Source organism: Streptomyces prunicolor NBRC 13075, assembly GCF_000367365.1.
Classification (GTDB): Bacteria; Actinomycetota; Actinomycetes; order Streptomycetales; family Streptomycetaceae; genus Streptomyces; species Streptomyces prunicolor.
In genome coordinates this window covers 53,407-78,246 of the sequence record NZ_BARF01000091.1, presented here as the reverse complement: position 1 = coordinate 78,246, position 24,840 = coordinate 53,407, and the positions used below count along the sequence as shown (strand labels likewise).

22 protein-coding genes are annotated in these 24,840 nt (G+C 71.5%); 13 read left to right on the top strand and 9 right to left on the bottom strand.

What is annotated here, in order from left to right:
• Nucleotides 1-26: 26 nt before the first annotated feature.
• From SPR02S_RS38440 to SPR02S_RS38415, 6 genes are all read left to right on the top strand, one after another.
• Nucleotides 27-365, top strand: a complete 339-nt coding sequence (locus SPR02S_RS38440) for an avidin-fold protein (protein ID WP_019062348.1) — start codon at nucleotides 27-29, stop codon at nucleotides 363-365.
• A 44-nt stretch (nucleotides 366-409) separates the two neighbouring features.
• Nucleotides 410-1,639, top strand: a complete 1,230-nt coding sequence (locus tag SPR02S_RS38435) for an NAD(P)/FAD-dependent oxidoreductase (RefSeq protein ID WP_019062347.1) — start codon at nucleotides 410-412, stop codon at nucleotides 1,637-1,639.
• Between the two features lie 64 nt (nucleotides 1,640-1,703).
• Entirely contained in the window at nucleotides 1,704-2,075 is a 372-nt protein-coding gene (locus SPR02S_RS38430) for an Rv2175c family DNA-binding protein (protein ID WP_019062346.1), read from the top strand.
• Nucleotides 2,076-2,193: 118 nt separating this feature from the next.
• Entirely contained in the window at nucleotides 2,194-2,853 is a 660-nt protein-coding gene (gene thiE / locus SPR02S_RS38425; RefSeq protein ID WP_019062345.1) for a thiamine phosphate synthase, read from the top strand.
• A 111-nt stretch (nucleotides 2,854-2,964) separates the two neighbouring features.
• Nucleotides 2,965-3,888, top strand: a complete 924-nt coding sequence (metF, locus tag SPR02S_RS38420) for a methylenetetrahydrofolate reductase [NAD(P)H] (protein ID WP_026151234.1) — start codon at nucleotides 2,965-2,967, stop codon at nucleotides 3,886-3,888.
• Between the two features lie 56 nt (nucleotides 3,889-3,944).
• Nucleotides 3,945-4,949, top strand: a complete 1,005-nt coding sequence (locus SPR02S_RS38415) for an SCO2102 family sporulation regulator (protein WP_019062343.1) — start codon at nucleotides 3,945-3,947, stop codon at nucleotides 4,947-4,949.
• A gap of 31 nt (nucleotides 4,950-4,980) precedes the next feature.
• Here SPR02S_RS38415 and SPR02S_RS38410 read toward each other — a convergent pair whose 3' ends face one another.
• The 5 genes from SPR02S_RS38410 to SPR02S_RS38390 all read right to left on the bottom strand — a co-directional run bounded on the left by SPR02S_RS38410 (nucleotide 4,981) and on the right by SPR02S_RS38390 (nucleotide 10,977).
• Nucleotides 4,981-6,492 carry a phytoene desaturase family protein gene (locus tag SPR02S_RS38410; protein ID WP_174447589.1) on the bottom strand — a complete coding sequence of 504 codons (1,512 nt, stop codon included), beginning with the start codon at nucleotides 6,490-6,492 and terminating at the stop codon, nucleotides 4,981-4,983.
• A 45-nt stretch (nucleotides 6,493-6,537) separates the two neighbouring features.
• Nucleotides 6,538-7,176, bottom strand: coding sequence for a DUF4126 domain-containing protein (locus SPR02S_RS38405; RefSeq protein WP_019062341.1), 639 nt, complete (start codon nucleotides 7,174-7,176; stop codon nucleotides 6,538-6,540).
• Nucleotides 7,177-7,536: 360 nt separating this feature from the next.
• Complete coding sequence (locus tag SPR02S_RS38400; RefSeq protein ID WP_019062340.1) at nucleotides 7,537-8,166, bottom strand: TetR/AcrR family transcriptional regulator; 630 nt, start codon at nucleotides 8,164-8,166, stop codon at nucleotides 7,537-7,539.
• A gap of 62 nt (nucleotides 8,167-8,228) precedes the next feature.
• On the bottom strand, nucleotides 8,229-10,313 hold the full coding sequence (locus SPR02S_RS38395) for a YhgE/Pip domain-containing protein (RefSeq protein ID WP_019062339.1): 2,085 nt from the start codon (nucleotides 10,311-10,313) through the stop codon (nucleotides 8,229-8,231).
• Nucleotides 10,285-10,977 (bottom strand): ABC transporter ATP-binding protein, encoded by a 693-nt coding sequence (locus SPR02S_RS38390; RefSeq protein ID WP_019062338.1) that lies wholly within the window; start codon nucleotides 10,975-10,977, stop codon nucleotides 10,285-10,287. The genes SPR02S_RS38395 and SPR02S_RS38390 overlap by 29 nt, the downstream gene beginning before the upstream one ends.
• 180 nt (nucleotides 10,978-11,157) lie before the next feature.
• On the opposite strand from SPR02S_RS38390, the gene SPR02S_RS38385 reads away from it, so the two are divergent.
• From SPR02S_RS38385 to SPR02S_RS38375, 3 genes are all read left to right on the top strand, one after another.
• Nucleotides 11,158-11,697, top strand: coding sequence for an SAV_6107 family HEPN domain-containing protein (locus tag SPR02S_RS38385; RefSeq protein WP_019062337.1), 540 nt, complete (start codon nucleotides 11,158-11,160; stop codon nucleotides 11,695-11,697).
• A 160-nt stretch (nucleotides 11,698-11,857) separates the two neighbouring features.
• The gene (locus SPR02S_RS38380; RefSeq protein WP_019062336.1) at nucleotides 11,858-12,628 is read left to right on the top strand and encodes a methyltransferase; all 771 of its coding nucleotides are present in this window, start codon (nucleotides 11,858-11,860) and stop codon (nucleotides 12,626-12,628) included.
• A 277-nt stretch (nucleotides 12,629-12,905) separates the two neighbouring features.
• A complete protein-coding gene (locus SPR02S_RS38375) occupies nucleotides 12,906-13,307 on the top strand; it encodes an SCO2097 family morphological protein (RefSeq protein ID WP_019062335.1) in 402 nt (133 codons plus the stop codon).
• A gap of 120 nt (nucleotides 13,308-13,427) precedes the next feature.
• Here SPR02S_RS38375 and SPR02S_RS38370 read toward each other — a convergent pair whose 3' ends face one another.
• The 4 genes from SPR02S_RS38370 to SPR02S_RS38355 form a co-directional block, all read right to left on the bottom strand.
• Entirely contained in the window at nucleotides 13,428-15,812 is a 2,385-nt protein-coding gene (locus SPR02S_RS38370; protein WP_019062334.1) for a transglutaminase TgpA family protein, read from the bottom strand.
• Nucleotides 15,809-17,164 carry a DUF58 domain-containing protein gene (locus tag SPR02S_RS38365; RefSeq protein ID WP_019062333.1) on the bottom strand — a complete coding sequence of 452 codons (1,356 nt, stop codon included), beginning with the start codon at nucleotides 17,162-17,164 and terminating at the stop codon, nucleotides 15,809-15,811. The genes SPR02S_RS38370 and SPR02S_RS38365 overlap by 4 nt, the downstream gene beginning before the upstream one ends.
• Nucleotides 17,164-18,189, bottom strand: coding sequence for an AAA family ATPase (locus SPR02S_RS38360; protein ID WP_026151232.1), 1,026 nt, complete (start codon nucleotides 18,187-18,189; stop codon nucleotides 17,164-17,166). The genes SPR02S_RS38365 and SPR02S_RS38360 overlap by 1 nt, the downstream gene beginning before the upstream one ends.
• A 236-nt stretch (nucleotides 18,190-18,425) precedes the next feature.
• The gene (locus SPR02S_RS38355) at nucleotides 18,426-18,974 is read right to left on the bottom strand and encodes a beta-class carbonic anhydrase (protein WP_026151231.1); all 549 of its coding nucleotides are present in this window, start codon (nucleotides 18,972-18,974) and stop codon (nucleotides 18,426-18,428) included.
• Between the two features lie 430 nt (nucleotides 18,975-19,404).
• Between SPR02S_RS38355 and rsmH the strand changes: the two genes are divergently transcribed.
• From rsmH to SPR02S_RS38335, 4 genes are all read left to right on the top strand, one after another.
• A complete protein-coding gene (gene rsmH / locus SPR02S_RS38350) occupies nucleotides 19,405-20,364 on the top strand; it encodes a 16S rRNA (cytosine(1402)-N(4))-methyltransferase RsmH (protein WP_078623125.1) in 960 nt (319 codons plus the stop codon).
• Nucleotides 20,365-20,483: 119 nt separating this feature from the next.
• Nucleotides 20,484-21,134, top strand: coding sequence for a cell division protein FtsL (ftsL, locus tag SPR02S_RS38345; RefSeq protein WP_019062329.1), 651 nt, complete (start codon nucleotides 20,484-20,486; stop codon nucleotides 21,132-21,134).
• Nucleotides 21,135-21,139: 5 nt separating this feature from the next.
• Nucleotides 21,140-23,131: a peptidoglycan D,D-transpeptidase FtsI family protein gene (locus SPR02S_RS38340; RefSeq protein ID WP_281169921.1), complete on the top strand. Its 1,992-nt coding sequence runs from the start codon at nucleotides 21,140-21,142 to the stop codon at nucleotides 23,129-23,131.
• Nucleotides 23,132-23,304: 173 nt separating this feature from the next.
• Nucleotides 23,305-24,840, top strand: coding sequence for a UDP-N-acetylmuramoyl-L-alanyl-D-glutamate--2,6-diaminopimelate ligase (locus SPR02S_RS38335; protein ID WP_026151230.1), 1,536 nt, complete (start codon nucleotides 23,305-23,307; stop codon nucleotides 24,838-24,840).

Below are 24,840 nucleotides of genomic sequence, written 5' to 3'. Positions count from 1 at the left end.
ATGTCCCAGTAAGGGAGCCTCCGTCCATGACCCGCTCGCTCGACGGCCTCGTGTTCGCCCCCGTAGCGGACCAGGCACCGGGGCAGGTCGGCACCCGCACCCGGTTCGCGTACCACGAGAAGGACGGCGAGATCTGGGCCGAGTACGCGGGCGGCGATGTCGTGCGCGGGCAACTCGTCGGCACGCGCGCGGGGGATCGATTGGACTTCCGGTACGTGCAGTTGAAGACGGACGGGACGACGTCCAGCGGGCACTGCGTGTCCGAAGTGGTCGAGTTGTCCGACGGTCGCGTGCGCCTCGACGAGACCTGGGAGTGGGAGTCCCAGCCGGGAAACGGGACCAGCATTGTGGAACAGGTCACCTGACGCGCCCACTGCCTGACAAATTGTCAGGTGTCTATGGTGATCGAGTGAGCGAGCAGACGCGGGACCAGGGCACGGTGACAGGACGGCGCGTGGTCGTCGTCGGCGCGGGCATGGCCGGGGTGCAGACCGCGGTCGCGCTACGGGAGCAGGGCTTCACCGGCACCGTCACGCTGATCGGCGCGGAACCCCATCAGCCGTACGACCGGCCCCCGCTGTCCAAGGCCGTCCTGCTCGGCAAGGCCGAGGGCTCCGCCTTCGACGTCGACTTCGAGGCGCTCGGCATTGAGGTGCAGCTGGGGCGCGAGGTGGTGGGCCTGCGCCCCGCCGACCACGAACTGGACACCGCCGAGGGCCCGGTGCCCTACGACGTCCTCGTGCTCGCCACCGGTGCCGAACCGATCCGGCTGCCGGGCGCCGACGGCATCCCCGGGGTACATCTGCTGCGCACCCTGGACGACGCCGAGCGGCTGCGGCCGGTGCTCGCCCGGCAGCATGACATCGTGGTGGTCGGCGCGGGCTGGATCGGCGCGGAGTTCGCCACGGCCGCGCGCGAGGCGGGCTGCGCGGTGACCGTCGTGGAAGCAGCCGACCGGCCGCTCGCGGGCGCGCTGCCCGCCGAGGTGGCCGCGCCGATGGCCGCCTGGTACGCCGCCGCCGGAGCCACACTGCGGACGCACGCACGCGTGAAGCACATCGAGCCCGGCGAAGTCGTGCTCGACGACGGCTCACGGCTGCCCGCGGGCGCCGTCGTGGTCGGCATCGGCGCCCGCCCCGCCACCGCCTGGCTGACCGGCTCCGGCATCGAACTGGGCGCCCACCGCGAGGTCCTCGCCGACGACGGCCTGCGCACCTCGGTGCCGGACGTGTACGCGGTCGGCGACTGCGCCTCCTTCCCTTCGGGAAGGTATGGCGAGCGCCTTCTGGTCCACCACTGGGACAACGCCCTCCAGGGGCCGCGCACGGTCGCCGCGAACATCGTGGGGGAGACCCCGGCGGTCTACGACCCGGTGCCGTACTTCTGGTCGGAGCAGTTCGGCCGGTTCGTCCAGTACGCCGGTCACCACGCGTCCGCCGACACCACCCTGTGGCGGGGCGACCCGGCCACCCCGGCGTGGAGCGTCTGCTGGCTGCGCGGGGACCGTCTGGTGGCCCTCCTGGCGGTCGGCCGCCCCCGTGACCTGGCTCAGGGCCGTCGGCTGATCGAGTCGGCCACGCCGGTGGATCCCGCGCTGCTGGCCGATGCTTCTCTGCCGATGAAGGCGGCTATCGCCTAGTTCGTCCCCCCGGGTCGGACCGGCCCGACTTCCGACTGTCAGTCCGGGATGGCACGCTGTTTACGTGACCGAGATTGACGCAAAGATCGATGCTCTCGTCCCCGCCTGGCTCACGCTGCCCGACATCGCAGAGTTGCTCGATGTCGAGGTGACGCGCGTGCGGCAGCTGGTCAAGGACGGCCAAGTCATCGCCGTACGCCGTGGTGAGAACCGCGCGCTGCACGTCCCCGCCGCCTTCATCGACGGGGCCGAGCAGAAGGTCGTCAAGGGCCTCGCGGGGACCCTGACGCTCCTGCGGGACGACGGCTTCTCCGACGAAGAGATGCTCGAGTGGCTCTTCACCCCCGACCCCAGCCTGCCCGGCACCCCCGCGCAGGCCCTGAGCGAGAACCGCGGCACGGAGGTGAAGCGCCGCGCCCAGGCGCTCGCCGTCTGACCCGCACGACCGACCGGTGCACGGGCCGCGGCGACGCGAGGGCCTGCCTGAACAGGCCCCGCCCGCGGCCCGTGCGCGACACCACCACACGACGAGCAGGACAACGGGGGACACAGCCATGCCCGACACCGCCGCAGCCGCCGCCCGCGCGGAACTTGCCGACGCCCGGGTCTACCTCTGCACGGACGCCCGCCGACGCCAGGGCGACCTCCCGGAGTTCCTGGACGCGGTCCTGGCCGGCGGGGTCGACATCGTGCAGCTGCGCGACAAGGGCCTGGAGGCCGCCGAGGAACTGGACCACCTCCAGGTGTTCGCCGACGCCTGCGCCCGGCACGGCAGACTCCTCGCGGTCAACGACCGCGCGGACGTCGCCCACGCCGCCGGTGCCGACGTACTGCACCTGGGCCAGGGCGACCTTCCGGTCCCCGCGGCCCGCGCGATCCTCGGCGAGGACGTTCTGATCGGCCGCTCCACGCACGCCGAGTCCGAAGCGGCGGCGGCCGCCGTCCAGGAGGGCGTGGACTACTTCTGCACGGGCCCGTGCTGGCCCACCCCCACCAAGCCCGGCCGCCACGCCCCCGGCCTCGACCTGGTCCGGTACACGGCCGCCCTGGGCACCGACCGCCCCTGGTTCGCCATCGGTGGCATCGACCTCGGCAACCTCGACGAGGTCCTCGAAGCGGGCGCCCGCCGTGTCGTCGTCGTACGGGCGATCACGGAGGCCGACGACCCGGGCGCGGCGGCGGCGGAGTTCGCGAAGCGGCTGCGCGGGCTCTGACGGGCGTCCAGGAAGTCGCGCTGTTGTCCGATGGGTGGACAAGAGGGCGACAAACCGGGCAAATTCGCGCTTCCGGTTGGGTGACCGCCGCCCCCTGACTAACCTGCGGGTATGGCTTTCGGGACCGCATCGACCAGGACTGATCGCGCACGGACCGTGCGCGACATGCTCGCGACCGGCAAGGGGACGTACTCGTTCGAGTTCTCCGCGCCGAAAACCCCCAAAGGCGAGCGGAACCTGTGGAGTGCGCTGCGGAGGGTCGAGGCGGTCGCCCCCGACTTCGTCTCCGTGACCTACGGCGCCGGCGGCTCCACGCGCGCGGGCACCGTCAAGGAGACCGAGCAGATCGTCGCCGACACGACGCTCACCCCGGTCGCCCACCTCACCGCGGTCAACCACTCCGTCGCCGAACTGCGCAACATCATCGGCCAGTACGCCGACGCCGGGATCCGCAACATCCTGGCCGTACGCGGCGACCCGCCCGGCGACCCCATGGCCGACTGGGTGGCGCACCCGCAGGGGCTGACGTACGCGGCCGAACTGGTGCGCCTCATCAAGGAGTCGGGCGATTTCTGCGTCGGCGTCGCGGCCTTCCCGGAGATGCACCCGCGCTCCCCGGACTGGGACACGGACGTCGCGCACTTCGTCGACAAGTGCCGGGCCGGCGCCGACTACGCGATCACCCAGATGTTCTTCGAACCCGAGTCGTATCTGCGGCTGCGCGACCGCGTCGAGGCCGCGGGCTGCGGCACCCCGGTCATCCCCGAGGTCATGCCGGTGACCAGCGTGCGGATGCTGGAGCGGTTGCCCCAGCTCAGCAACGCCGACATCCCGGCCGCCCTGAAAGAGCGAATCCTCACAGCCAAAGACGATCCGGCCGCTGTACGCTCGATCGGAATCGAGTTCGCCACCGAGTTCTGCGCCCGGCTGCTGGCCGAGGGAGTCCCCGGACTGCACTTCATCACGCTCAACAGCTCCACGGCGTCACTTGAAATCCACGAGAACTTGGGCCTGCACCACCCATCGCGGGCCTAGACCGGTCGCTCCGGAATAGGACACACTGCGTAGCGGCCACTGGGAGAGGGGCGTACATGGGCTGGACGGTCCTCTACATCGCGTTCGGCGTCGTCGCACTGTGGTTGCTCGGTGAGGTGCTGCTGCAGTACAAGGCACGCCTGCGCTGGCGGCTGCTCGCTTTCGTCGGCTTCCTGGGCGTCGTGCTCGGGGTGCTGATTCCTTCCGTCATCGTGATCGGCCTGGGCGCGGTGGCCTTCGCCGTCGGTCAGACCTACGTCACGCTGTCGTTCCGCCGCGGCTTCGAAGCCGGCTGGGCGGTCTCCGGCCGGCCGGGCGCGGGCGGCATCAAGCGCCGCCGCGGCGAGCCGGACGAGCAGGACCCGAACCTGGACGCCTCCGGCCCCGCAGGTGCGGAGAGCGGCTTCCAGGAGTACGGCCAGAACAAGGCCGCCTTCGGCCAGGACGACGACTACGACCGCGACGACGTGTTCACCCCGAATCGCCCCGTCGCCCCCACGGCCGCCGAGACCACCTCGGTCTACGAGCCACAGCCCCTCCCGGACGACACCGGTTCCTACGGCGTGTACAGCGCCACCGCGTACGCGAACGCCACGGACCCCAACTACGAGGGTGCCGACCAGGCGTACGCCGCGGCGGCCGCGGGCCAGACCCAGGACCAGGCCTACGCGGCGGCCGACCAGCAGCAGTACGGCTACGACAACTACTCGGGCTACGACCAGCAGCAGTACGGCTACGACACGACCGGCCAGCAGCAGTACGCGGCCTACTCCGACCCGTACATCGGCACGCAGACCTACGGCGGCACCGGCTACGACACGGGGTACGACGGTCAGCAGCAGTATCCCCAACAGGGCTACACGCAGGACCAGTACGGCAACGCCGGCTACGGCGGCGAGACCCCGGCCGGCGGGGTCTGGGTCCCGCAGCAGCGCAACGACGAGACCTACGGCGGTGAGATGCCGCCGGAGCAGCAGTACCCGTACCAGGGCGACGGCCAGCAACAGCCGCAGCAGCAGCCGCAGTCGGGCCCCGGCTACGACGAGCAGTACCGTTTCTGAAGCCTCCTGAGACCCTCCTACTGAGATCTGCTTACTGGGACCCTCTGAACTGGGGTCCCTCCACGATCAGTCCGGCCACCAGCGCCCCCGACATCCCGGCGTGCGCAAGCCCGCCGCCGGGGTGGGACCAGCCGCCGACCCGGTAGAGCCCGGGCACGCGTGTGGTGTTCGCCGGGTGCAGGAAACGGCCCCGCCCGGCGGCGAGCGAGGGCGCGGGCACGGCTCCGGAGCGGGCGCCCGTCTCGTCCTCCGTGTCCCCGGGTGTGCGCCCCTCGTGCCACAACAGGCGCTCCCGCAGCCCGGGTACGGCGGACTCGGCGGCTCCGAGGAGGAAGTCGGTGTAGCTCCGGACCGTGCGCTCCTCCTCCCAACCCGCCTCGCTCGACAGCACGGCGGACACCACCACCGACTCGTGCTCGCCGTCCGGCGCGAGCGCGGGGTCGTCGGGGCGCAGCACCGTCACCGTGGGGCAGCGGGGCTCGTCGCCGCCGGGGGAGGTCAGGAGGTCCAACTCGGCCTCGCGGTCCGGGCCGTGGACCACCGTCCGGTGAACGGCCCCGTCCTCGCGCGGGCCGCGCAGGGCCAGCAGGAGCGTGAAGCGCACCGGCCGGGGTGCCTCCGGGTCGGCCCGCACATCGCCGTCCTCGTCCAGTGGACGGTCCGTCAGGGCCCGTAGCCGCGCGGGGTCGACGTCCGCCACGACATGGTCCGCGTCGACCATCGTCCCGTCGGCGAGCTCCACCCCGGCCGCCCGCCCGTCCTTCTCCAGGACCCGGGTGACCTCGGCCCCGAAGACGAACTCGACCCTCCTTGCCACGCACCGCTCGTACACCGCGCGCGCCAACTCCCGCATGCCGCCCCGCACATACCAGGTGCCGAAGGCATGCTCCATGTACGGCAGCACGGCCGCGCTCGCCGGAGCGGTCCGGGGGTGGAGGCCGTACGCCAGCGCGTGGCTCTCCAGGAGGGCCGTCAGGCGCTCGTCGCGCAGCTCCCAGGCGCCGATCTCGGCGAGGGTGCTCGCCCTCCGCGTGCGCAGCAGCTTCTTGTGCGGGACCGCCGGATACGGCTCCTGGTCGGCCAGCACCGACCAGTTCGGCCACAGGGGCTCCTCCAGGAGGGGCCTGCGGGTGCGGTCCCAGGCCTCGCGGGCCCGGATCAGGAAGTCGCCCCAGCGCTGGCCCGCGCCGCCGCCCAGGGCCTCGTCCAGGGCCGTGACGACGCCCGCGCGGGAGGCGTTCGGCAACGACACCGCAGTGCCGTCCGCGAAGACGTGCCGGGAGGAGGGGTCGACCTGGACCAGCTCGACCAGGTCCTCCAGCGGCTCCTTGCCGGTCTTGATGAACAGGTCGCGGTGGACCGCGGGCACGGGCAGCAGTCCGGGGCCGGTGTCGAAGGAGAACCCGTCCCGCTCGAAGCGGCGCACCGCACCGCCGTACGTCTCCGTACGCTCGTACACCGCCACCCGGTGGCCCGCGACGGCCAGCCGGGCAGCGGCCGCCATCGCGCCCATGCCGGCGCCGATCACCGCAATCCGTGCCATGCCTGCGACTTTATCGGCCGCCACTGACAGTCCGGCCACGGGCTGTCACCACGGTGGCGGGTCCGGTGGCCGGCCGGGCGGGTGTCCCACCTGCGCGGCGAGCCGTTTCTCCTCCCGGCGCCGGGCCCGGCGGCGCAGGAAGCGCCGGATCCGCGAGATCAGGAAGAACAGGACCGTGAGCCCGGCCACCAGCAGCACGGCCGCGATGATCGCCGCCGCCTGGGGATGGAACATCGCGAACGAGACGATCCCGCCGACCCCGAGATCCTCCGCGAAGCTCATGATCACGTTGCTGAACGGCTCCGGCGAGGTGTTGATCGCCATCCGCGTCCCGGCCTTGACGGTATGGCTGGCCAGCGCCGACGAACCGCCGATCAGGCCCGCCACCACATCGTTCATCGAACCGCTGTGCCCGGCGAGCACCGCCCCGACCCACGCCCCGGCGGCCGGCCGGATCACCGTGTGCACGGAGTCCCACACCGAGTCGACGTAGGGGATCTTGTCGGCGACCGCCTCGCACAGGAACAGGACGCCCGCTGTGATGAGGACCTCAGGGCGTTGCAGCGACTCGGGGACCGCGTCGGTCACTCCGGTCGCGCCGAAGATCCCGAGCAGCAGCACCACCGCGTACGCGTTGACGCCGCTGGCCCAGCCGCTGGTGAAGACCAGGGGGAGTACGGACACGGAGGCGATAGTAACCACTCGGCAACACGGCGTCCTGGGCCTGAGTGCGTACGGCTGAGTATCCGTACCTAGGGAGTGAGATGAGTACGCGCGCGGATGGGGTGCGACCTGCGCGAACGAGAGAGTAGGGGCACGGAAAGGGGCGCGGCTCCGGTACCGCCGACACGGGGCGGCGGAACGGAGCCCGCGCCCTTGGCCGCTCCTTCCGCCGAACCTTCGGCGGAAGCGAGGCACGGGGGAACCCTGGACCGACCAACGGGGGTTCCAACAGGGGGAACGTACGGGGGAGCACAAGGGAGCGCCGGTTCGAGGTGGCCCGCGGGGGACGCGGCCACAACGGACCGGCGCTTCTGTGTGTGCTCAGCGGTCTCCGCTCACCCGGCCCTGGAGCAGCCGGGACAGCGCCGAGTGGACGTCGTCCAGGGAGCGCTCAGGCTGGAACGACTGCCAGTCCAGGGCGGCCACCAGGACCATCCCGACCAGCGCCGCCGCCGTCAGCCGGACATCGATCTCGGGGCTGAACTCGCCGTTCGCCACGCCCGCGTGCAGCACGTCCTCGATGGCCGCGTTCACCTGCTGCCGCACCACCATGAGCGTGGACTGCCAGGCGCGGTTGGTGCGATACAGCTCGGCCACGTAGAGCTGGGTGAAGGACGGGTAGCGGGCGATGAAGCCGAGGCCCGCGCGGATCATCGCGTCCAGGGCGTCGACCTTGCTGCCGCCGTCCCGCTCCGTCTGCTCGGCGGCCTCCCTGAGGGAGGCGGTGAGGAGGCCCACGCCGTGCCGCAGCAGCTCCTCGAAGAGGACGGACTTGCTGGCGAAGTTGTAGTAGACGGTGCCCTTCGCCACTCCGGCACGCTCGGCGATCTCGTCCACCGTGGTGGCGGAGAAGCCCTGTTCGGCGATGAGCGTGACGGCCGCCTCGTAGAGCTTCTGCCGGGTGGCCTCGCGGCGCGTGCTGCCGCCCGACGGGGTGCTGCTGCTTTCCATGGGCCTGATTGTCACAGGCCCGGCTTCCGTCGCGGGCACGGGTGCCCGGGTCCTGGGCGCGGTCACAGGCTCAGCTCCGGGTGCAGCCGGTCCAGCGTCCACACCTGGCGGCGGCGGGCCGACAGCGCGGTCAGCGCGAGCGCCCCCGCGGTGAAGGCGACGAGCACCACGCACGCGTGCCACACGGGTCCGAGGCCACCGCCGGTGATGAGCCTCCGTAGCGCCTCGACGACGTAACTCATCGGCAGGAAGGGGTGGATCGCGTTGAAGAAGCCCGGGCTGGTCTGCACCGGATAGGTGCCGCCCGCCGACGTCAACTGGAGCATCAGCAGGGCGAGTACGAGGATCCGGCCGGCTGCCCCGAAGCGTGCGTTCAGCCACTGCACGATGGCCGCGAAGCACGCCGTCACCAGGAACAGGAAGCCGATCGTGCCGGCCGCGCGTGCCATCTCCAGGCCGATCGCCCAGTGCAGTACGGCCATCAGGGCCACCGTCTGGAGCACCCCGACCGCGACCACCGGCAGCCAGCCCGCGAGCGCGATCCGCCAGGCCGAGGCACCGGCGGCGAGTGCGCGCCGGTTCATGGGCGCGATCAGCATGTAGGCCACCATCGCGCCCACCCACAGGGACAGCGGGATGAAGTACGGGGCGAATCCGGTGCCGTAGTTGGGCGCCTTGTGCAGGTCCTGGGTGGCGAGTTGGACCGGGTCGGCCATGACCCCTGTGCGCTGGTCGCGGTCCTGCTTGTCGTAGTCCGGGATCTGCGCGGCGCCGTCGTGCAGACCGCCGGCGAGCTTCCCGGAGCCGTCGACGAGCTTGTACAGGCCGCCGTTGAGGTCCACGGCACCCGTCGTCAGCTTGCCGACGCCGGTGTCCAGGGCGGCGGCGCCGGTCTTCGCCGTGCCGAGCCCGGTGTGCAGGGTCTTGGCGCCCGCGGCGACCTTCCCGGCGCCGTCGTTCAGCCTGTCGATCCTGGCCACCGCGTCGTCGAGGTCCTCGGAGAGGTGCGGGGCATGGTCGGCGAGTGCCTGGGCCTGTGTCTGGAGCGTGCCGAGGTTGGCGTCGAGCTTCTTCAGGTCGCCGTTCTGGTCGGCGACCAGGCTGTTCACGTCGTCGGCGACCTTCGCGACGTCCGAGGCGGCCTGAGCGGCCTTCTTCAGGTCGGGGCAGGCGTCATCCTTCAGGACGACGGTTTCGCAGCGCGCCTTGTAGACCTCGTCCAGGGTGTTCGAGGCCGCGTGCGCGCCCTTGGCGGCGACCGGAGCCGTCTTCACCAGGGTGCCCAGGTTGGCGCGGATGGTCTTGGCCGAGTCGGCGACCAACTGGGCCGTGTCCCCGATGGTCTTCTCGTTGTCCTTCAGGAAGGGCCCCACCTTGTCGGCGACCCCGTCGACCGTGTCCGCGAGGGTCTGCGTCCCGGCCGCGACCCGCGCCGAGCCGTCCGCCAGGTCACCCGCGCCCGTGTCGAGCTTCTTGAGGCCCTTGGAGAGCTTGCCGCTGCCCTTCTTGGCGTCCTTCAGACCGTCGGCGAGATCCTTGGAGCCCTCCTCGGCCGTCCCGATGCCACCCGTGAGCTTGTCGGCGCCGTCGGCCGCCTTCACGGTCTGGCCGTGGATGTCGGAGAACGAGACGAAGATCCGGTCCAGGAAGCTCCGCGAGGCCTTGGTGGACGCGGCCGTCCGCACCTCGCTGAACACCGTCCGGGAGATCTGCCCGACGATGTAGTTGTTCGCGTCGTTCGTCCGCACCTGGAGCGCGCCCGTCTCCGGGGAGTCGCCCGCACTGGAGGCGATCCGCGCACTGAAGTCGGCCGGCATCGTCAACGACAGGTAGTACGTGCCGTCCTCGACGCCCTTCCGCGCGGTGGCCGCGCTCACCTCGTGCCAGTCGAACGTCTTGCTGTCCCGCAGCCCCTCGGTGATGCTCGCGCCCGCGGTGAGCTTCTTCCCGTCGGCGGTGGCCCCCTTGTCGTCGTTGACAAGCGCCACGGGGATGCGGTCCAGGCGGCCGTACGGGTCCCAGAAGGACCACAGGTACAGGGCGCCGTACAGCAGTGGCAGCAGCAGGAGGGCGACGAGCGCGGCGCGCGGCAGCTTCCCCCTGCCGAAGCGCCTGAGCTCAAGCGCGGCCAGTCGTGGCGCGTGCATCGGCCTTCTCCGTCCCCTCGGTGGACACCGCTACGACAGTCGTTCCGGAATCGGCGAGGAACCTCAACAGGCCCCAGATCTCGGCCCGTTCGGCATCCGAGAGCTTGAGGTCGACGTCGTCCACGCCGAGCAGCGCGGGCCGCCCGACGAGCGCCAGCGCGATGGACAGCCGCACCTCCTGCGACCGTTCCAGATCCCGTACGGCGGTGCGGGACCCCTTGGGCAGCGCCTCGCGGTCGAGACCGGCCGCGGTCAGGGCCCGCTCGATGCGCAGCCCCGCCTCGACGGCCCGCTCTGTCCTCGGCCGCAGCAGCCCGCGCACGGAGCCCCCGAACCGCCGTTGCAGCAGCGCCCGTTCGCGCAGATGCTCGCCGACGGTCAGCGCCGGTTCGAGGTCGGTGACCCCGGCGACATTCGCCAGGGCGCTGACCCGGCGTACGGCCGCCGACTGCTTCGGCAGCGTGAACTCGCCCACGGAGGCGGTTCCTTCGGACGCCTTCATCCGCCCGGTGAGCGCGAGCAGCAGGCTCGTACGCCCGGACCCGGACGGCCCCTCGACGGCGATCAGCGAGCCGGGCCCGGCGTCCAGGGAGATCCCCCGGAACGCCCAGCCGCGCGGCCCCTCGACCCCGAAGTCCTCGGCCGTGACACCGACCCCACCCACGGTTCCCCATCCCCTGTTGCCGGATTCTTTTGAACTGACTGGTCAGTGCAAAAAGTAACCCGAACCTTCGATCGAAGCAAAAGCGCAGGTCAGAACGGATTGTCAGTGCCATACCTCACGATGGGCACATACGGCACTACCTGACTGGGCGTGCCGTCACACGACGACAGGAGGTTCGTCATGGCCCACCCGTCCGCAGCCGCCGCCCGCCGGCGCCGCGCCGCCGGCCCTGCCCCCTCACTGACCGGCCCGGCGAGCGACGTGCACCCCGTGCTCCGCCGGGCCACGGCCCCGCCAGCCGCCCTCGACCTCCTCGCCCAGGCCCGTGCGGGACTGGACGAGGCAGCAGTCCTCGAAACGTCGAACGAGCGCTACGCGACGGCCCACCTGGCCGCCCTGCGCACCGCCGCCGCGGTACTCGCCGCGCGGGTCCAGCCGGAGCCCACGGCCCGGCGTCGCGGCCGTATCCGCAGCGCCTGGGAAGTGCTCCCCGAGATCGCGCCCGAACTCACCGAGTGGAGCGCCCTGTTCGCCTCCGGCGCCCGGCGCCGCGCGCGGGCCGAGGCGGGCATCCAGGGCGCGGCGACCCGCCGGGACGCCGACGACCTCATACGCGACGTGGCGATGTTCCTGCGCCTGGTCGAGCGGATGCTCGTCCTCCAGCCGGTCCTGCCCCAGCCCCGCCAGGACCCGGAGCGGCCGGGGGACCGCGCCGGGTGAGCCCCCGGTGGTCGCCGCGCGCGACACATGACCAGGTACGGCACCGGAGGCAATAGGGTGGAGGGCGCCTGAAGCCTTCCCTCCGCCCGCACCCGGGCCGGGGAGGCAGCCCGTTCGCTCCGCCGTGCACAGGCGGTGCCGCGCCGAGGAGTCAACTGCCGTGTCGGACCCGAGCCGCCCCCGCGCCTCCCTCCGTACCGCCGTGGTCTGGGACGTCCTTCAGGACGCCCTCGACCGCCGGGTCAAGGCCACGGGTCGAGACGCGCTGGACGTCCTCGACACCGGAGGCGGCAGCGGCAACTTCGCGGTGCCCGTCGCCCGCCTCGGGCACCGCGTCACCGTCGTCGACCCCAGCCCGAACGCGCTGTTCGCGCTGGAGCGCCGCGCCGCCGAGGCCGGTGTCGCCGACCGCGTGCAGGGCGTCCAGGGCGACGCGCACGGCCTCTTCGACGTGGTCGAGCGCGGCGGCTACGACGCGGTGCTGTGCCACGGCGTCCTGGAGTACGTGGACGACCCCGCCGAGGGCGTCCGCACCGTGGTGGCCGCGCTGCGCCCCGAGGGCGTCCTCAGCCTGCTCGCCGCCGGGCTCGGCGGTGCGGTGCTCGCGCGCGCCCTCGCCGGGCACTTCAAGGAGGCCAGGCAGGCCCTCGACGACCCGAACGGCCGCTGGGGCGCCGCCGACCCCGTCCCGCACCGTTTCACCGCCGAGCAGCTCGCCGGGTTCGTCGAGGGCGCCGGCCTGGACGTCGGCGCCGTGCACGGGGTGCGGGTCTTCGCCGACCTGGTCCCCGGAGTGCTCGTGGACACCGAGCCCGGCGCCCTGGACGCGCTGCTGAAACTGGAGGCCGCGGTGGCCGAGCTCACGGCGTTCCACTCCGTGGCCACGCAGCTTCATGTGCTCGGCGAGACGCGGGGTGCCGGCGAGGCGTGAGTGACCTCCCGTGCCGGACCCCTGATCAGGGGCTCGACAGCACATGGAGTACGCCACAGGCCCCCCGATCGGGGGCCCGGCGCCGTATGATCGAGGGAGACCGGTCGGCATGACGGGACGGCCGCTGGGGAATGGAAGCTTCAGCGAGCCGGAACGGCCATGGCGGATTCCGGTTGGTCAATTGGCGTAGAGGGGCGGGTTTCACGGGGGCGATTCCCTGCCTATCCTGAAGGGACCCCCCGGGTCGCCCCGGCGACTGCACGATGAGGAGGACTCCGTGCCGCTCTCGGAGCACGAGCAGCGAATGCTCGAGCAGATGGAGCGAGCGCTGTACGCCGAAGATCCCAAGTTCGCGACAGCGCTTGAGGGAAGCGGGCTGCGCACGTACACCCGGCGACGGGTCTACCAGGCGATGGCCGGCTTCCTCGTGGGTATTGCGCTCCTCATGACAGGAATGGTCGCCAAGCAGATTTGGGTCAGCGTGATGGGGTTCCTCGTCATGCTGGGCTGTGCGGTGCTCGTCGTGACCGGCTGGCGCAAAGCCCCCAAGCCTGGCGAACAGCCCGCCGCGGGCGCACCGCACGCCCGCCATCAGGGACGGCAGCGGCGCTCGGTGATGGATCGTATCGAGCAGCGCTGGCAGCGCCGCCGCGACGAGCAACAGGGCGGCGGCCAGTAGCAGCACCGGCCCCGCGGAAGCAGAACACGCGGCGCTCCTCAAGACACGAGTGAGGGGGTGACCACCGATTCGGTGGTCACCCCCTCCCGTATGCCTGCTGTGCTCTCCGGGCCGTGCCCGCTAGCCCTGCTGTCCGGACGGCTTGCGCAGGGTCGGCCGCAGCTCCGCCGCCCGTGTCGTCACCGACATCCACCAGGCCGACAGCGCCCACACCACCCGGACGGTCGAGCGCGGGGCGACCAGTGCGCGCAGCCGCGTGGAGCGGCCGGCCGTGTCCTGGAACCCGACGACGACCCGCCGGACGTCCTTCGCGAGCCCCGCCGCCAGCTGCGGCCGAGGGGCGTACAGGACCTGCTCCACGGCGTCCGCCACGCGGTGCACCGAAGCGGCGGACGGTGGGTCGAGATGCCCGAGTCTCACGATCCGGGCCGCCGCCTTGCGCGGGGTCAGCGACTCGTCGGGCGAGATCCCGAAGTCCCAGGCGGTATCGGTCAGTTCCTCCCACACGGCCAGCGTGTGGATGGCCGCGTCCGCCTCCGTACGACCGTGCGCTCCCAGCCGTACGGAACGCATCCGGGTCCGCCACAGCATCGGCGCGAACGGGATCGTCAGCAGCAGAAGTGCGCCCAGGCCCAGCGCCACCATCTGCGCGTACCACCAGGGACCCCGCGGCCCACCGCCCGTGGCGAGTGCCGGGGCCTGGCTCGTGCAGCCGTCCAGCTTCCGCTGCTGGGCCGTGCAGCTCTCGCTCGCCGAGGGGGCCGTGGAGGGCGCCGTGCTCGTCGAGGTCGAGGGGACGGCCGGGTCCGGGACGTCACTGCCGGGCGTGGTCGACTGGGTGTACGACGGCACCGAGCCCCGGTTGGGGGTCGGCTCGAAGCGGGTCCAGCCCACGCCCTCGAAGTACAGCTCGGGCCAGGCGTGCGCGTCCTTCAGGCCCACCGACACCGTGCCGTCCGCCTCCGGGGTGCCGGGCGCGAAGCCCACCGCGACCCGGGCCGGAATGCCCAGGGTGCGGGCCATCGCCGCCATCGCGAAGGAGAAGTGGACGCAGAAGCCCTGCTTGTCCCGCAGGAACTTGGCGATCGCGTCGCGGCCGGTGCCGACGTCCACCTGGGTGTCGTACTGGAAGCCGCCGGACACCGCGAAGTAGTCCTGGAGCTTGACCGCCTGCTCGTAGTGACTGGTCGAGCCCGCGGTGACCTTGCGGGCGGTGTCGGCCACCACCGCGGGCAGCGACTTGGGCACCTTCGTGTACTGGTTCCGCATGGCCGACGACGCCTGCGGTGCGGCGGCCAGCTGCTCCGCGGTCGGCTGTACGTCCAGGCTGGTGACCGTGTAGCTCGCCCCACGCGTGTTCTGGCCGTGGTCGCCCACGACCGTCATGCCCACGGGCTCGTAGCGCCAACTGCCGTCGATGTTCACGCCGCTGGGCGGATACGGCATCGGCAGCCAGTCCTGGGCGTACCAGTCGGCGGCCGAGATCCGGGTCGTGATCTCCGAGCGCTTGACGTCCTCGCCGAGGCCGGTCGGGGTGGGGAACTTGCTCGGCACACTCTGGATGTGCCGCTGGGACGGCTTCCAGGTGGTGCCGTCGAAGTCGTCCAGGGACACGATCCGCAGATACAGGTCCGAGACGTCGTCGTTCGGGGAGGTTCGCACAGACAGGACCTGGCGGTTCTCGTCCACGTTCAGGCTGTCGCGCAGCGAGACCAGCGGGTTGACCGCGGAGATCGTGCCGCCGCCTCCGGTGCCCGCGCCCACGCCCGTCCCGGCGGCGTCCAGCAGGCCGCCCGAGATGGTGGGCAGCGGCAACAGGGCGATGGCCATCGCGACCGCGCCGATCCGCCGCCCGGTGCGCACCGGGGCGAGCGGTCCCGCGGACTCCGGGCCCCCGGTCGTACGGGGCGCCCCGCCGAAGACCCGGCCCCACTGGGCGAGCCGGTCCCGGCCCTCGGCCAGCAGCAGCATCAGATAACCGGCGGCGGCGAGCAGGAACCACAGCCAGCTGACGCTGCTCTCGGACAGTCCGGCGGCGACCGAGTACAGCGCGAGCAGCGGCAGTCCGGCCGGCGCCGCGCTGCGGAAGGTGACCGCGAGCGTGTCCACCGCGAGGCCGATCACCAGGACACCGCCGATGAGCATCAGCCGGATGCCGTCGTGCAGCGGGGCCGGGATCGCGTACCGGGAGACATCGTCGGAGCCCTGCTGCAGCAGGTCGGCGAAGTGCTGGAAGGCCTCGGGGCCGGGGACGAACCCGGCGAGGGCCTGCGTGTGCGCGAAGACCAGGGTCAGCATCAGCAGCGTGACCAGCGCCTGCGCGGCGACGGTCAGCGGCCGGGCCAGCGGCACCCGCCGGGTCGCCGCGCCCACGCCGGTCTGGATCGCCAGCATGAAGGCGGCCTGGACGATCCAGGTCGCCGGGGAGACCAGCGGCAGCAGGGCGCAGGACGCCAGCAGTGTGGCCACCCAGGCGCAGATCGCCAGTCGTGCCCGCCCGCTCATGCCCATCCCTCCCCGAGGCCGGTCGCGGTGATGCCGTTGCGCTCCCGGTCCGCCATTTGCCACAGCTCCGTCAGGGACGCGCCGCGCGGTACGCCCACGGCGGTCCAGCCCGCGTCGCGCAGCAACCGCAGCCGCTCCTCGCGCTCGTCACCGGGACCGGCCACGTCGGTCGACTCGCGCGCCCAGCCCTCGCTGTCCAGTACGAAGGCGAGGGCGCCCCCGCTGCGCTGCCGCATCCGGGCGACGATCGCCGCCTGTTCCTCGTCGAGGTCGCCGAAGAAGGCCACCAGAAGCCCTTCGTTCCCGCTGCGCAGGACGTCGTAGGCCCGGGACAGGCCCGCGCCGTCCGAGTGGTCGATCACCGCGAGGGTGTCCATCATCAGCCCGGCCGCGTCCGCCGACTCCTGGCTCGCACCCGCGAACCCATCGGCGTCCTGGCCCGGCACCGAGTTGCCGGTGTCGCTCAACAGCCGTACGGAGAAGCCCCGTTCCAACATGTGCACCAGTACGGAGGCGGCGCCGGAGACTGCCCACTCGAAGGCCGAGTCCGGCCCTTGGCCCGCGAAGGCGATGCCCCGGGTGTCGAGCAGGACCGTGCAGCGGGCGCGCTGGGGCTGCTCCTCGCGGCGCACCATCAGCTCGCCGTAGCGCGCGGTGGAGCGCCAGTGCACGCGGCGCAGGTCGTCGCCGTAGCGGTACCCGCGCGGGATCACGTCGTCCTCGCCCGCCAGGGCCAGCGAGCGGTTGCGGCCGTCGCCGTAGCCCTTGGCCTCGCCGCTGAGGCGGACCGGGGGGAGGGCCTCCACGCGCGGGATGACGGTGAGGGTGTCGAAGGTCGAGAAGGAGCGGGTCAGTTCGCACATCCCGAAGGGGTCCGTCAGGCGGAGCTGGAGCGGGCCCAGGGGGTAGCGGCCGCGCAGGTCCGAGCGGACCCGGTAGGACACCTCGCGTCGGCCGCCCGCCTCGACCCGGTCCAGGACGAACCGGGGACGCGGGCCGAGCACGTACGGCACCCGGTCCTGGAGCATCAGCAGGCCCGTGGGCAGCCGCGAGACGTTGTCCATCCGCAGATGGACGCGGGCCTCGCTGCCGGCGGGCACGCGCGCGGGGGAGAGCCGACGGCTGCCGGCCACTCGGTAGCGGGTGCGGTAGAGCACGGTCGCGCAGACCAGGGGCAGCACGGCCAGCAGCAGCCCGACCCGGAGCAGATCGCTCTGCCCCAGGACGTACGCGCAGACCGCGGCGGCGATACCGGCGGCCAGGAAGGAGCGTCCACGGGTCGTCAGCCCGGCCAGGGCCGTACGGACACCGCCCTTCTCGTCCCGGTCGGTCTCCGCCTCCCCGGTGGTCATCACAGCCTCCGGGGCGGCTGCTGGCCGTACCCACCGAGGCCCAGGCCGCTCTGCGGGGCCGGCGCCGCGGGCACGGGGGTGCGCTGGAGGATCTCCTGGACGACCTGCTCCGCCGTACGACGGTTCAGCTGGGCCTGGGCGGTGGGCAGCAGGCGGTGCGCGAGGATCGCGACCGCGAGCGCCTGGATGTCGTCCGGCAGCGCGTACTCACGGCCGCTCAGGGCTGCGGATGCCTTCGCCGCGCGCAGCAGGTGCAGCGTCGCGCGCGGGGAGGCGCCGAGTCTGAGGTCGGGGTGGTTGCGCGTGGCGGAGACCAGCTCCACCGCGTACCTGCGCACCGGGTCGGCGACGTGGACGCCGCGGACCGCCTCGACCAGCTTGACGATGTCGTGCGCGTGCGCCACCGGCTGGAGGTCGTCCAGCGGGCTCGCCCCGCCGTGGATGTCCAGCATCTGGAGCTCGGCCTCCGCGCTGGGATAGCCGATGGAGACCCGGGCCATGAAGCGGTCGCGCTGGGCCTCGGGCAGCGGATAGGTGCCCTCCATCTCGACCGGGTTCTGCGTGGCGACCACCATGAAAGGGCTGGGCAGCTCGTAGGTCTGGCCGTCGATGGTGACCTGCCGCTCCTCCATGGACTCCAGGAGCGCGGACTGGGTCTTCGGCGAGGCGCGGTTGATCTCGTCGCCGATCACGATCTGGGCGAAGATGGCGCCCGGTTTGAACTCGAAGTCCCGCTGCTGCTGGTCCCAGATGGACACACCGGTGATGTCCGAGGGCAGCAGGTCGGGCGTGAACTGGATTCGCCGCACCGAACAGTCGATCGACCGGGCCAGCGCCTTGGCCAGCATTGTCTTGCCCACACCCGGAACGTCCTCGATCAGAAGATGTCCCTCGGCGAGCAGCACGGTCAGCGAAAGCCGTACGACCTCGGGCTTGCCCTCGATCACTCCTTCCACCGAACTGCGGACACGCTCCACAGTGGCGGTCAGATCTGTAAGGCTCGCTCGATCGTCATAGGTCGTCACCCGGCCCTCCTCGGCCCGTTCTTTCCATGGGCCGACGCGCGCACTGCGGACCGGCCCACCCCGAAACACGGACGGCACGCGGGAAAAGTTCCGCGTGACGCCACACCCGCATTCTTGTTGCCGTTACCGGTTCGTGTCACTCGCCTGTGGACAACTGCCTTCGCTTTGTCGGGTCTTACGACCTTTTGCGCGGTCCGAGGGGCGAACTTTTCGAAGTTTCGGGGCGGGCGGGTGCGTCAGGCGGGGTCGATCTCGCGCAGCAGACCCGACTTCACGTCGAAGACGAAGCCGCGCACATCATCAGTGTGCAGCAGGAACGGCGAGGTGCGCACACGCTGCATGGACTGCCGTACGTCCTGTTCCACGTCCCGGAAGGCCTCCACCGCCCAGGCGGGGCGCTGGCCGACCTCCATCTCCAGGTCGTGCCGGAACTCCTCGGTGAGGGACTCCAGACCGCAGCCGGTGTGGTGGATGAGCACGACACTGCGGGTGCCGAGCGCCCGCTGGCTGATGGTGAGGGAGCGGATCACGTCGTCGGTGACCACACCGCCCGCGTTGCGGATCGTGTGGCAGTCGCCGAGCTCCAGGCCGAGCGCGGCGTGCAGGTCGAGGCGGGCGTCCATGCAGGCCACCACGGCCACCTGCAGGACGGGATGGGCGTCCATCCCGGGATCGGTGAAGGCGGCGGCGTATCGCGCGTTGGCCTCGACGAGGCGGTCCGTCACGGTCCCGCCGTCGGCTATGGCGCCTTCGGACTCTGTGGGTACGGATGCGGAGGTCGTCATACCTATGACGGTACTGGTCACCGGCGGTGCGGTCTTGGTGCGGGATGGGAAAAAGAGCGTCATTGCGTCCTCTTGTGAGGTAACCCACACGGGTGGCGGGGGTGCACCCGTCCGGGTGATTCTTCCCGTTTTGACGCTTCACACGCACCCGGGCCCGCGACGCGCAGGCCGGTTGATTGACCGTGAGGCAGCGTGGACTAAAGTTGCGCGGAGCGGGAGGCGAGGCTCTCCCTGCTGGACTTTTCGCGGAGACCCCGGCGACTTTCCGGATTCTCCCCCAGCTTGAACGACACGTGCGCGGCGCGTACGTACGGCTCGGCCTCCTCCCGCTCCCGGTCGGCTGACGCTTTCGGCGCCGGCAGGCTTCCCTTTCACCAGCGGGCGGGAACCCGGCGGTGCGTAGGGTCCGTGCCGGATCTGAGAGGGCCCCTTGAGCCAGAGTCGACACGTCCCGGTGATGCTCCAGCGGTGCCTGGACATGTTGGCCCCCGCGCTGGAGCGGCCGGGCGCGGTGGTCGTCGACTGCACGCTCGGCCTCGGCGGGCACAGTGAGGCCCTGCTGACCCAGTTCCCCGAGGCCCGTCTCGTCGCCCTCGACCGCGACAAGGAGGCCCTGCGCCTCTCCGGCGAGCGCCTCGCCCCCTTCGGCGACCGCGCCACCCTTGTGCACGCCGTCTACGACGAGTTGCCCGACGTGCTGGAGCGGCTCGGCCTCGCGCGCGTGGAGGGCGTTCTGTTCGACCTCGGCGTCTCCTCCATGCAACTCGACGAGGCCGACCGCGGCTTCGCCTACGCCCAGGACGCGCCCCTCGACATGCGCATGGACCAGACGACCGGCATCAGCGCCGCCGAGGTCCTCAACACCTACGCGCCCGGTGAACTCGTCCGCATCCTGCGGGCGTACGGCGAGGAGAAGCAGGCCAAGCGGATCGTCTCCGCGGTCGTACGGGAGCGCGACAAGGAGCCGTTCAGCAACAGCGCGCGACTCGTCGAGCTGATCCGCGACTCGCTGCCCCAGGCCGCCAAGCGCACCGGCGGCAACCCGGCCAAGCGCACCTTCCAGGCGCTGCGCATCGAGGTCAACGGCGAACTGTCCGTCCTGGAGAGCGCGATCCCCGCCGCCGTGAAGTCCCTTGCCGTGGGCGGCCGGATCGCCGTCCTGTCGTACCACTCGCTCGAAGACCGCCTGGTCAAGCAGGTGTTCGCGGTCGGCGCCGCCAACACTGCGCCTCCTGGGCTGCCTGTCGTGCCCGAGCAGTACCAGCCCCGGCTCAAGCTCCTGACGCGCGGTGCCGAACTTCCCACCGAGGAAGAGGTCGCCGAGAACCGGCGGGCAGCACCCGCGCGGCTGCGGGGGGCTCAGCGCATCAGGGAGGACGTCGTTGATTGAGCACGGGGTGAGGGCGTCTCGCGTGAGGGCGTATCGCTTGAGTGTGGTGCGCATGAGTGTGGTGCGAACGAGTGTGGTGCGCATGTGGGTGGGTTTGGAAATCCAACTCGGGGGCGTGAGTGAGTAGGAAACCTGAACTGAGGGGCAGGGCTGCCCGACTCGCGCGGCTCTTCCCCACCGGTCCCGCGCAGACAAGCGGGATCCAGGCGGCCCGGACCCCGTTCGTCCTCCTTGTCGTGCTGCTTCTCGGCGGCGGCCTGATCGCTCTGCTCGTGCTGAACTCCGCGCTCAGCGAAGGGCAGTTCAAGCTGGACGACCTCCAGAAGCAGACGAAGAGCCTCACCGATGAGGAACAGGCCCTCCAGCGGGACGTCGACGCCTACTCCGCCCCCGACGCCCTCCAGCGCCGCGCCCACGAGCTGGGCATGGTGCCCGGCGGGGACCCCGCCTTCCTCGACCCCAATGGCACGGTGAAGGGTGTCCCGGAGCAGGCCGCCGCGAAGACCGTGAGCACACCGGCGGTCCTCGCTCCCGAAGCACTCGTCAGCAGGCCTAGCCCGAGCCCAAGTTCTAGCCCGAGCCCGGGCCCCACGGCCGTCGTGCCGGCACCGGCCCCCGCGGCCACCCCCGTCGCGACCCGGCCCGCCCAGGCATCCACAGCGCAGACCGCTACAACCCAGACCGCTACAACCCGGACCGCTACAACCCAGACCTCCACAGCGCAGTCCTCCACAGCACAGTCCTCCACCCCGACAACACCCGGCAGGTGACGGAAGTGTCCGACAGGGAACCGCCGCGCCGCCGAGTGCCAGGACCGGCCAGGCCCGAACGCCCGGAGGGCGGTAACGCCGCCCGGCGCCGCCCCGGTCCCGGCGCCCGCCCGGCCCGCCGTCCGGCATCACCGCCGCCCTCAGCCGCAGCCGGCCGCCCGGCGGGCCCCCGCTCCCTCCGGCTCGGCAGCCCCCGCCCCCGGCTGCGCATGATCAGCCTCGCGCTGACCCTCGTACTCATCGCGTTCGTCGTACGACTGCTCCAGGTGCAGGCCGTCGACGCGAGCGCGTACGCCGCCAAGGCCGCGCAGAACCGGTACGTCGACTACGTCCTGGCCGCCGAGCGCGGTGAGATCACCGACCGTTCCGGGGTGGCGCTGGCGACCAGCGTGGACGCGTACACGATCACCGCCGACCCGACGCTGTTCACCCGCAAGCAGTTGAAGATCGACGACGGGCCCGAACAGGCGGCCGCCCTCCTCGCCCCGATCCTCGGCGTGGACCAGGCCGGACTGGTCAAGAAGCTCAGGCCCGCGAACAAGAACCTGCGCTACGTAGTGCTCGCCAACCGCCAGACCCCGCAGGTCTGGAAGCAGATCAAGGACCTGAAGAGCGCGCTCAACACCAAGGCCTCGACCGACCCGACCACGGTCAACGTCGTGGCCGGTGTCCTCGCCGTCCCCACCACCAAGCGCGTGTACCCGAACGGCGATCTCGCCGCCGGGATACTGGGCTGGGTCAACGCCGACGGCAAGGGCGGCGGCGGGGTCGAGCAGCAGCTGAACAAGGACCTCACCGGCAAGGACGGCAAAGTCCGCTACGCCCAGTCCGGCGGTCTCCAGGTACCCACCGCGGGCTCCACGGAGACGCCCGCGGTGGCCGGTGCCGACGTGGAGCTGACGATCGACCGTGACATCCAGTGGGCCGCGCAGAACGCCATCACCGAGCAGGTGAAGAAGTCCAAGGCGGACCGCGGGTACGTGATAGTGCAGGACACCCGCACCGGCGAGATCCTCGCCATGGCCAACGCGCCCGGCTTCGACCCGAACGACCTCTCGCAGGCCAGCGCCGCGTCCCTGGGCAACGCGGCCGTCCAGGACGCCTACGAGCCCGGTTCCACCGCCAAGGTCATGACGATGGCCGCCGTACTCCAGGAGAATGCGGCCACCCCGCTGACGCATGTCGTCGTGCCGAACCGGCTGCACCGCGGCGACCGGCTCTTCCAGGACGACGTGGACCACGCGACCTGGAACCTCACCCTCAACGGCGTGCTCGCCAAGTCCAGCAACATCGGCACCATCGAAGCGGCCGGGCAGCTCGGCAAGACCCAGCCCGAGGCCAACCAGGTCCTGTACTCGTATCTGCGCAAGTTCGGCATCGGCAGCTACAGCGGGCTCAATTTCCCCGGCGAGACCAAGGGCATCCTCGCGCCCGCCGACAAGTGGTCGACCTCGCAGCAGTACACGATTCCTTTCGGCCAGGGCATGTCCCTCAACGCGCTCCAGGCGGCCTCCGTCTACTCGACGGTCGCCAACGGCGGAGTCCGCGTCGAACCCACCCTGGTGCGCGGCACGAAGGGGCCCGACGGCCGCTTCACGCCCGCGGCGACGCCCAAGAAGACCCGGGTGATCAGCGCGAAGACGGCGAAGACCCTCGCCCAGATGCTGGAGTCCGTGGTGGACGACGAGCAGGGCACGGGCGGTAAGGCCGCGATTCCGGGGTACCGGGTCGCGGGCAAGACCGGCACCGCCAACCGCGTCGATCCGGCCACCGGTAAGTACAAGGGATACACCTCGTCGTTCGCCGGGTTCGCGCCCGCCGACAACCCCCGCATCACCGTCTACTGCGCGATCCAGAACGCCACCAGCGGAAGCTACTTCGGCGGTCAGATCTGCGGACCGATCTACAAGCAGGTGATGGAGTTCGCCCTCAAAACCCTCCAGGTCCCGCCCACCGGGGCGAAGGCCGCGAATCTGCCCGTGACCTTCACGCCCTGATCAGCGCAACAGCCAGGAACCGATCCGTGACCATGATCACCTCCCAGTCCGGGAACCAGGGCCAGCAGGACAGCGGGCCCCGCACCTCACTTCGCCCTGCGGCGGGTGCGCCCGGTACGCTCACCGCCGTGCCACCCGCCGACCACTCCCAAACCCCCCAGAAGGGCGCATCCGTGACCTACCCGGGGCCGCCCAGGCCGGCGCAGCTCTCCGCCACACCCCTCGCGGAACTCGCCGACCAACTGGGCGCCGCCGTGACCATGACGACAGCGCCGGTGTCGGCCGCCGAGGTCACGGGCATCACCCATGACTCGCGCGCCGTCCGCCCCGGCGACCTGTACGCCGCGCTGCCCGGTGCCCGGCTGCACGGCGCCGACTTCGTCACCCAGGCGGCCGGCCTCGGCGCCGTAGCCGTGCTGACGGACCCGACCGGCGCCGACCGCGCGGCCGCAACCGGCCTGCCGGTACTGGTCGTTGAGGATCCGCGCGGGCAGATGGGCGAGCTGGCCGCGACCATCTACGGCCACCCCGGCCGCGATCTGCTCCAGATCGGCATCACCGGAACGTCCGGCAAGACCACCACCGCGTACCTCGTGGAGGGCGGCCTGAAAACGGTCCGGTCCACCGGTCTGATCGGTACGGTCGAGATGCGCATCGGCGACGAGCGCATCAAGTCGGAGCGCACGACCCCTGAAGCCACCGATCTCCAGGCCCTGTTCGCGGTCATGCTGGAGCGCGGGGTCGACGCGGTCGCCATGGAGGTCTCCAGCCACGCGCTGGTCCTCGGCCGGGTCGACGCCTGCATCTTCGACATCGCGGTCTTCACCAACCTCAGCCCGGAACACATGGAGTTCCACACGGGCATGGAGGACTACTTCCAGGCCAAGGCGCAGCTGTTCACGCCACTGCGCAGCAGGCAGGGAGTAGTCAACCTTGACGACGAGTACGGCCGCAGGCTCGCCCGGGAGGCCACGGTCCCCGTGACCACCTACTCCGCCGAGGGCCACCCGGACGCCGACTGGCGCGCCCAGGACGTCGAAGCCGGCCCGATGGACTCGACGTTCACCGCGGTCGGCCCCAAGGGCGAGCTGATCACCGCTCGTTCGCCGCTCGCCGGTTCCTTCAACGTGGCCAACACCCTCGCCGCGATCGCCGCCCTGGCCACCGCCGGCCTCGACCCGCAGCTGGCCGCCGACGGCATCGCCGCGGTGCCGGGCGTGCCGGGGCGCCTGGAGCGGGTGGACGTCGGGCAGCCGTATCTCGCGGTCGTCGACTACGCCCACAAGACGGACGCCGTCGAATCGGTCCTGCGCGCGCTGCGCAAGGTCACCGAGGGCAAGCTGCACGTCGTGCTCGGCTGCGGCGGCGACCGCGACAAGACCAAGCGCGAGCCGATGGGCGCCGCTGTCGCCCGGCACGCCGACACCGCCGTACTGACCTCCGACAATCCCCGCTCCGAGGATCCCCTCGCGATCCTCGCGACGATGCTCCAGGGCGCCGCGTCGGTGCCCGCGCACGAGCGTGGCGAGGTCCAGGTCTTCGAGGACCGGGCCGCCGCCATCGCCGCCGCCGTCGCCCGTGCACAGCCGGGCGACACCGTACTGGTCGCGGGCAAGGGCCACGAGCAGGGCCAGGACATCGCCGGAGTGGTCCGTCCCTTCGACGACCGCCAGGTGCTTCGCGAAGCTATCCAGAAGACCCAGGGATGA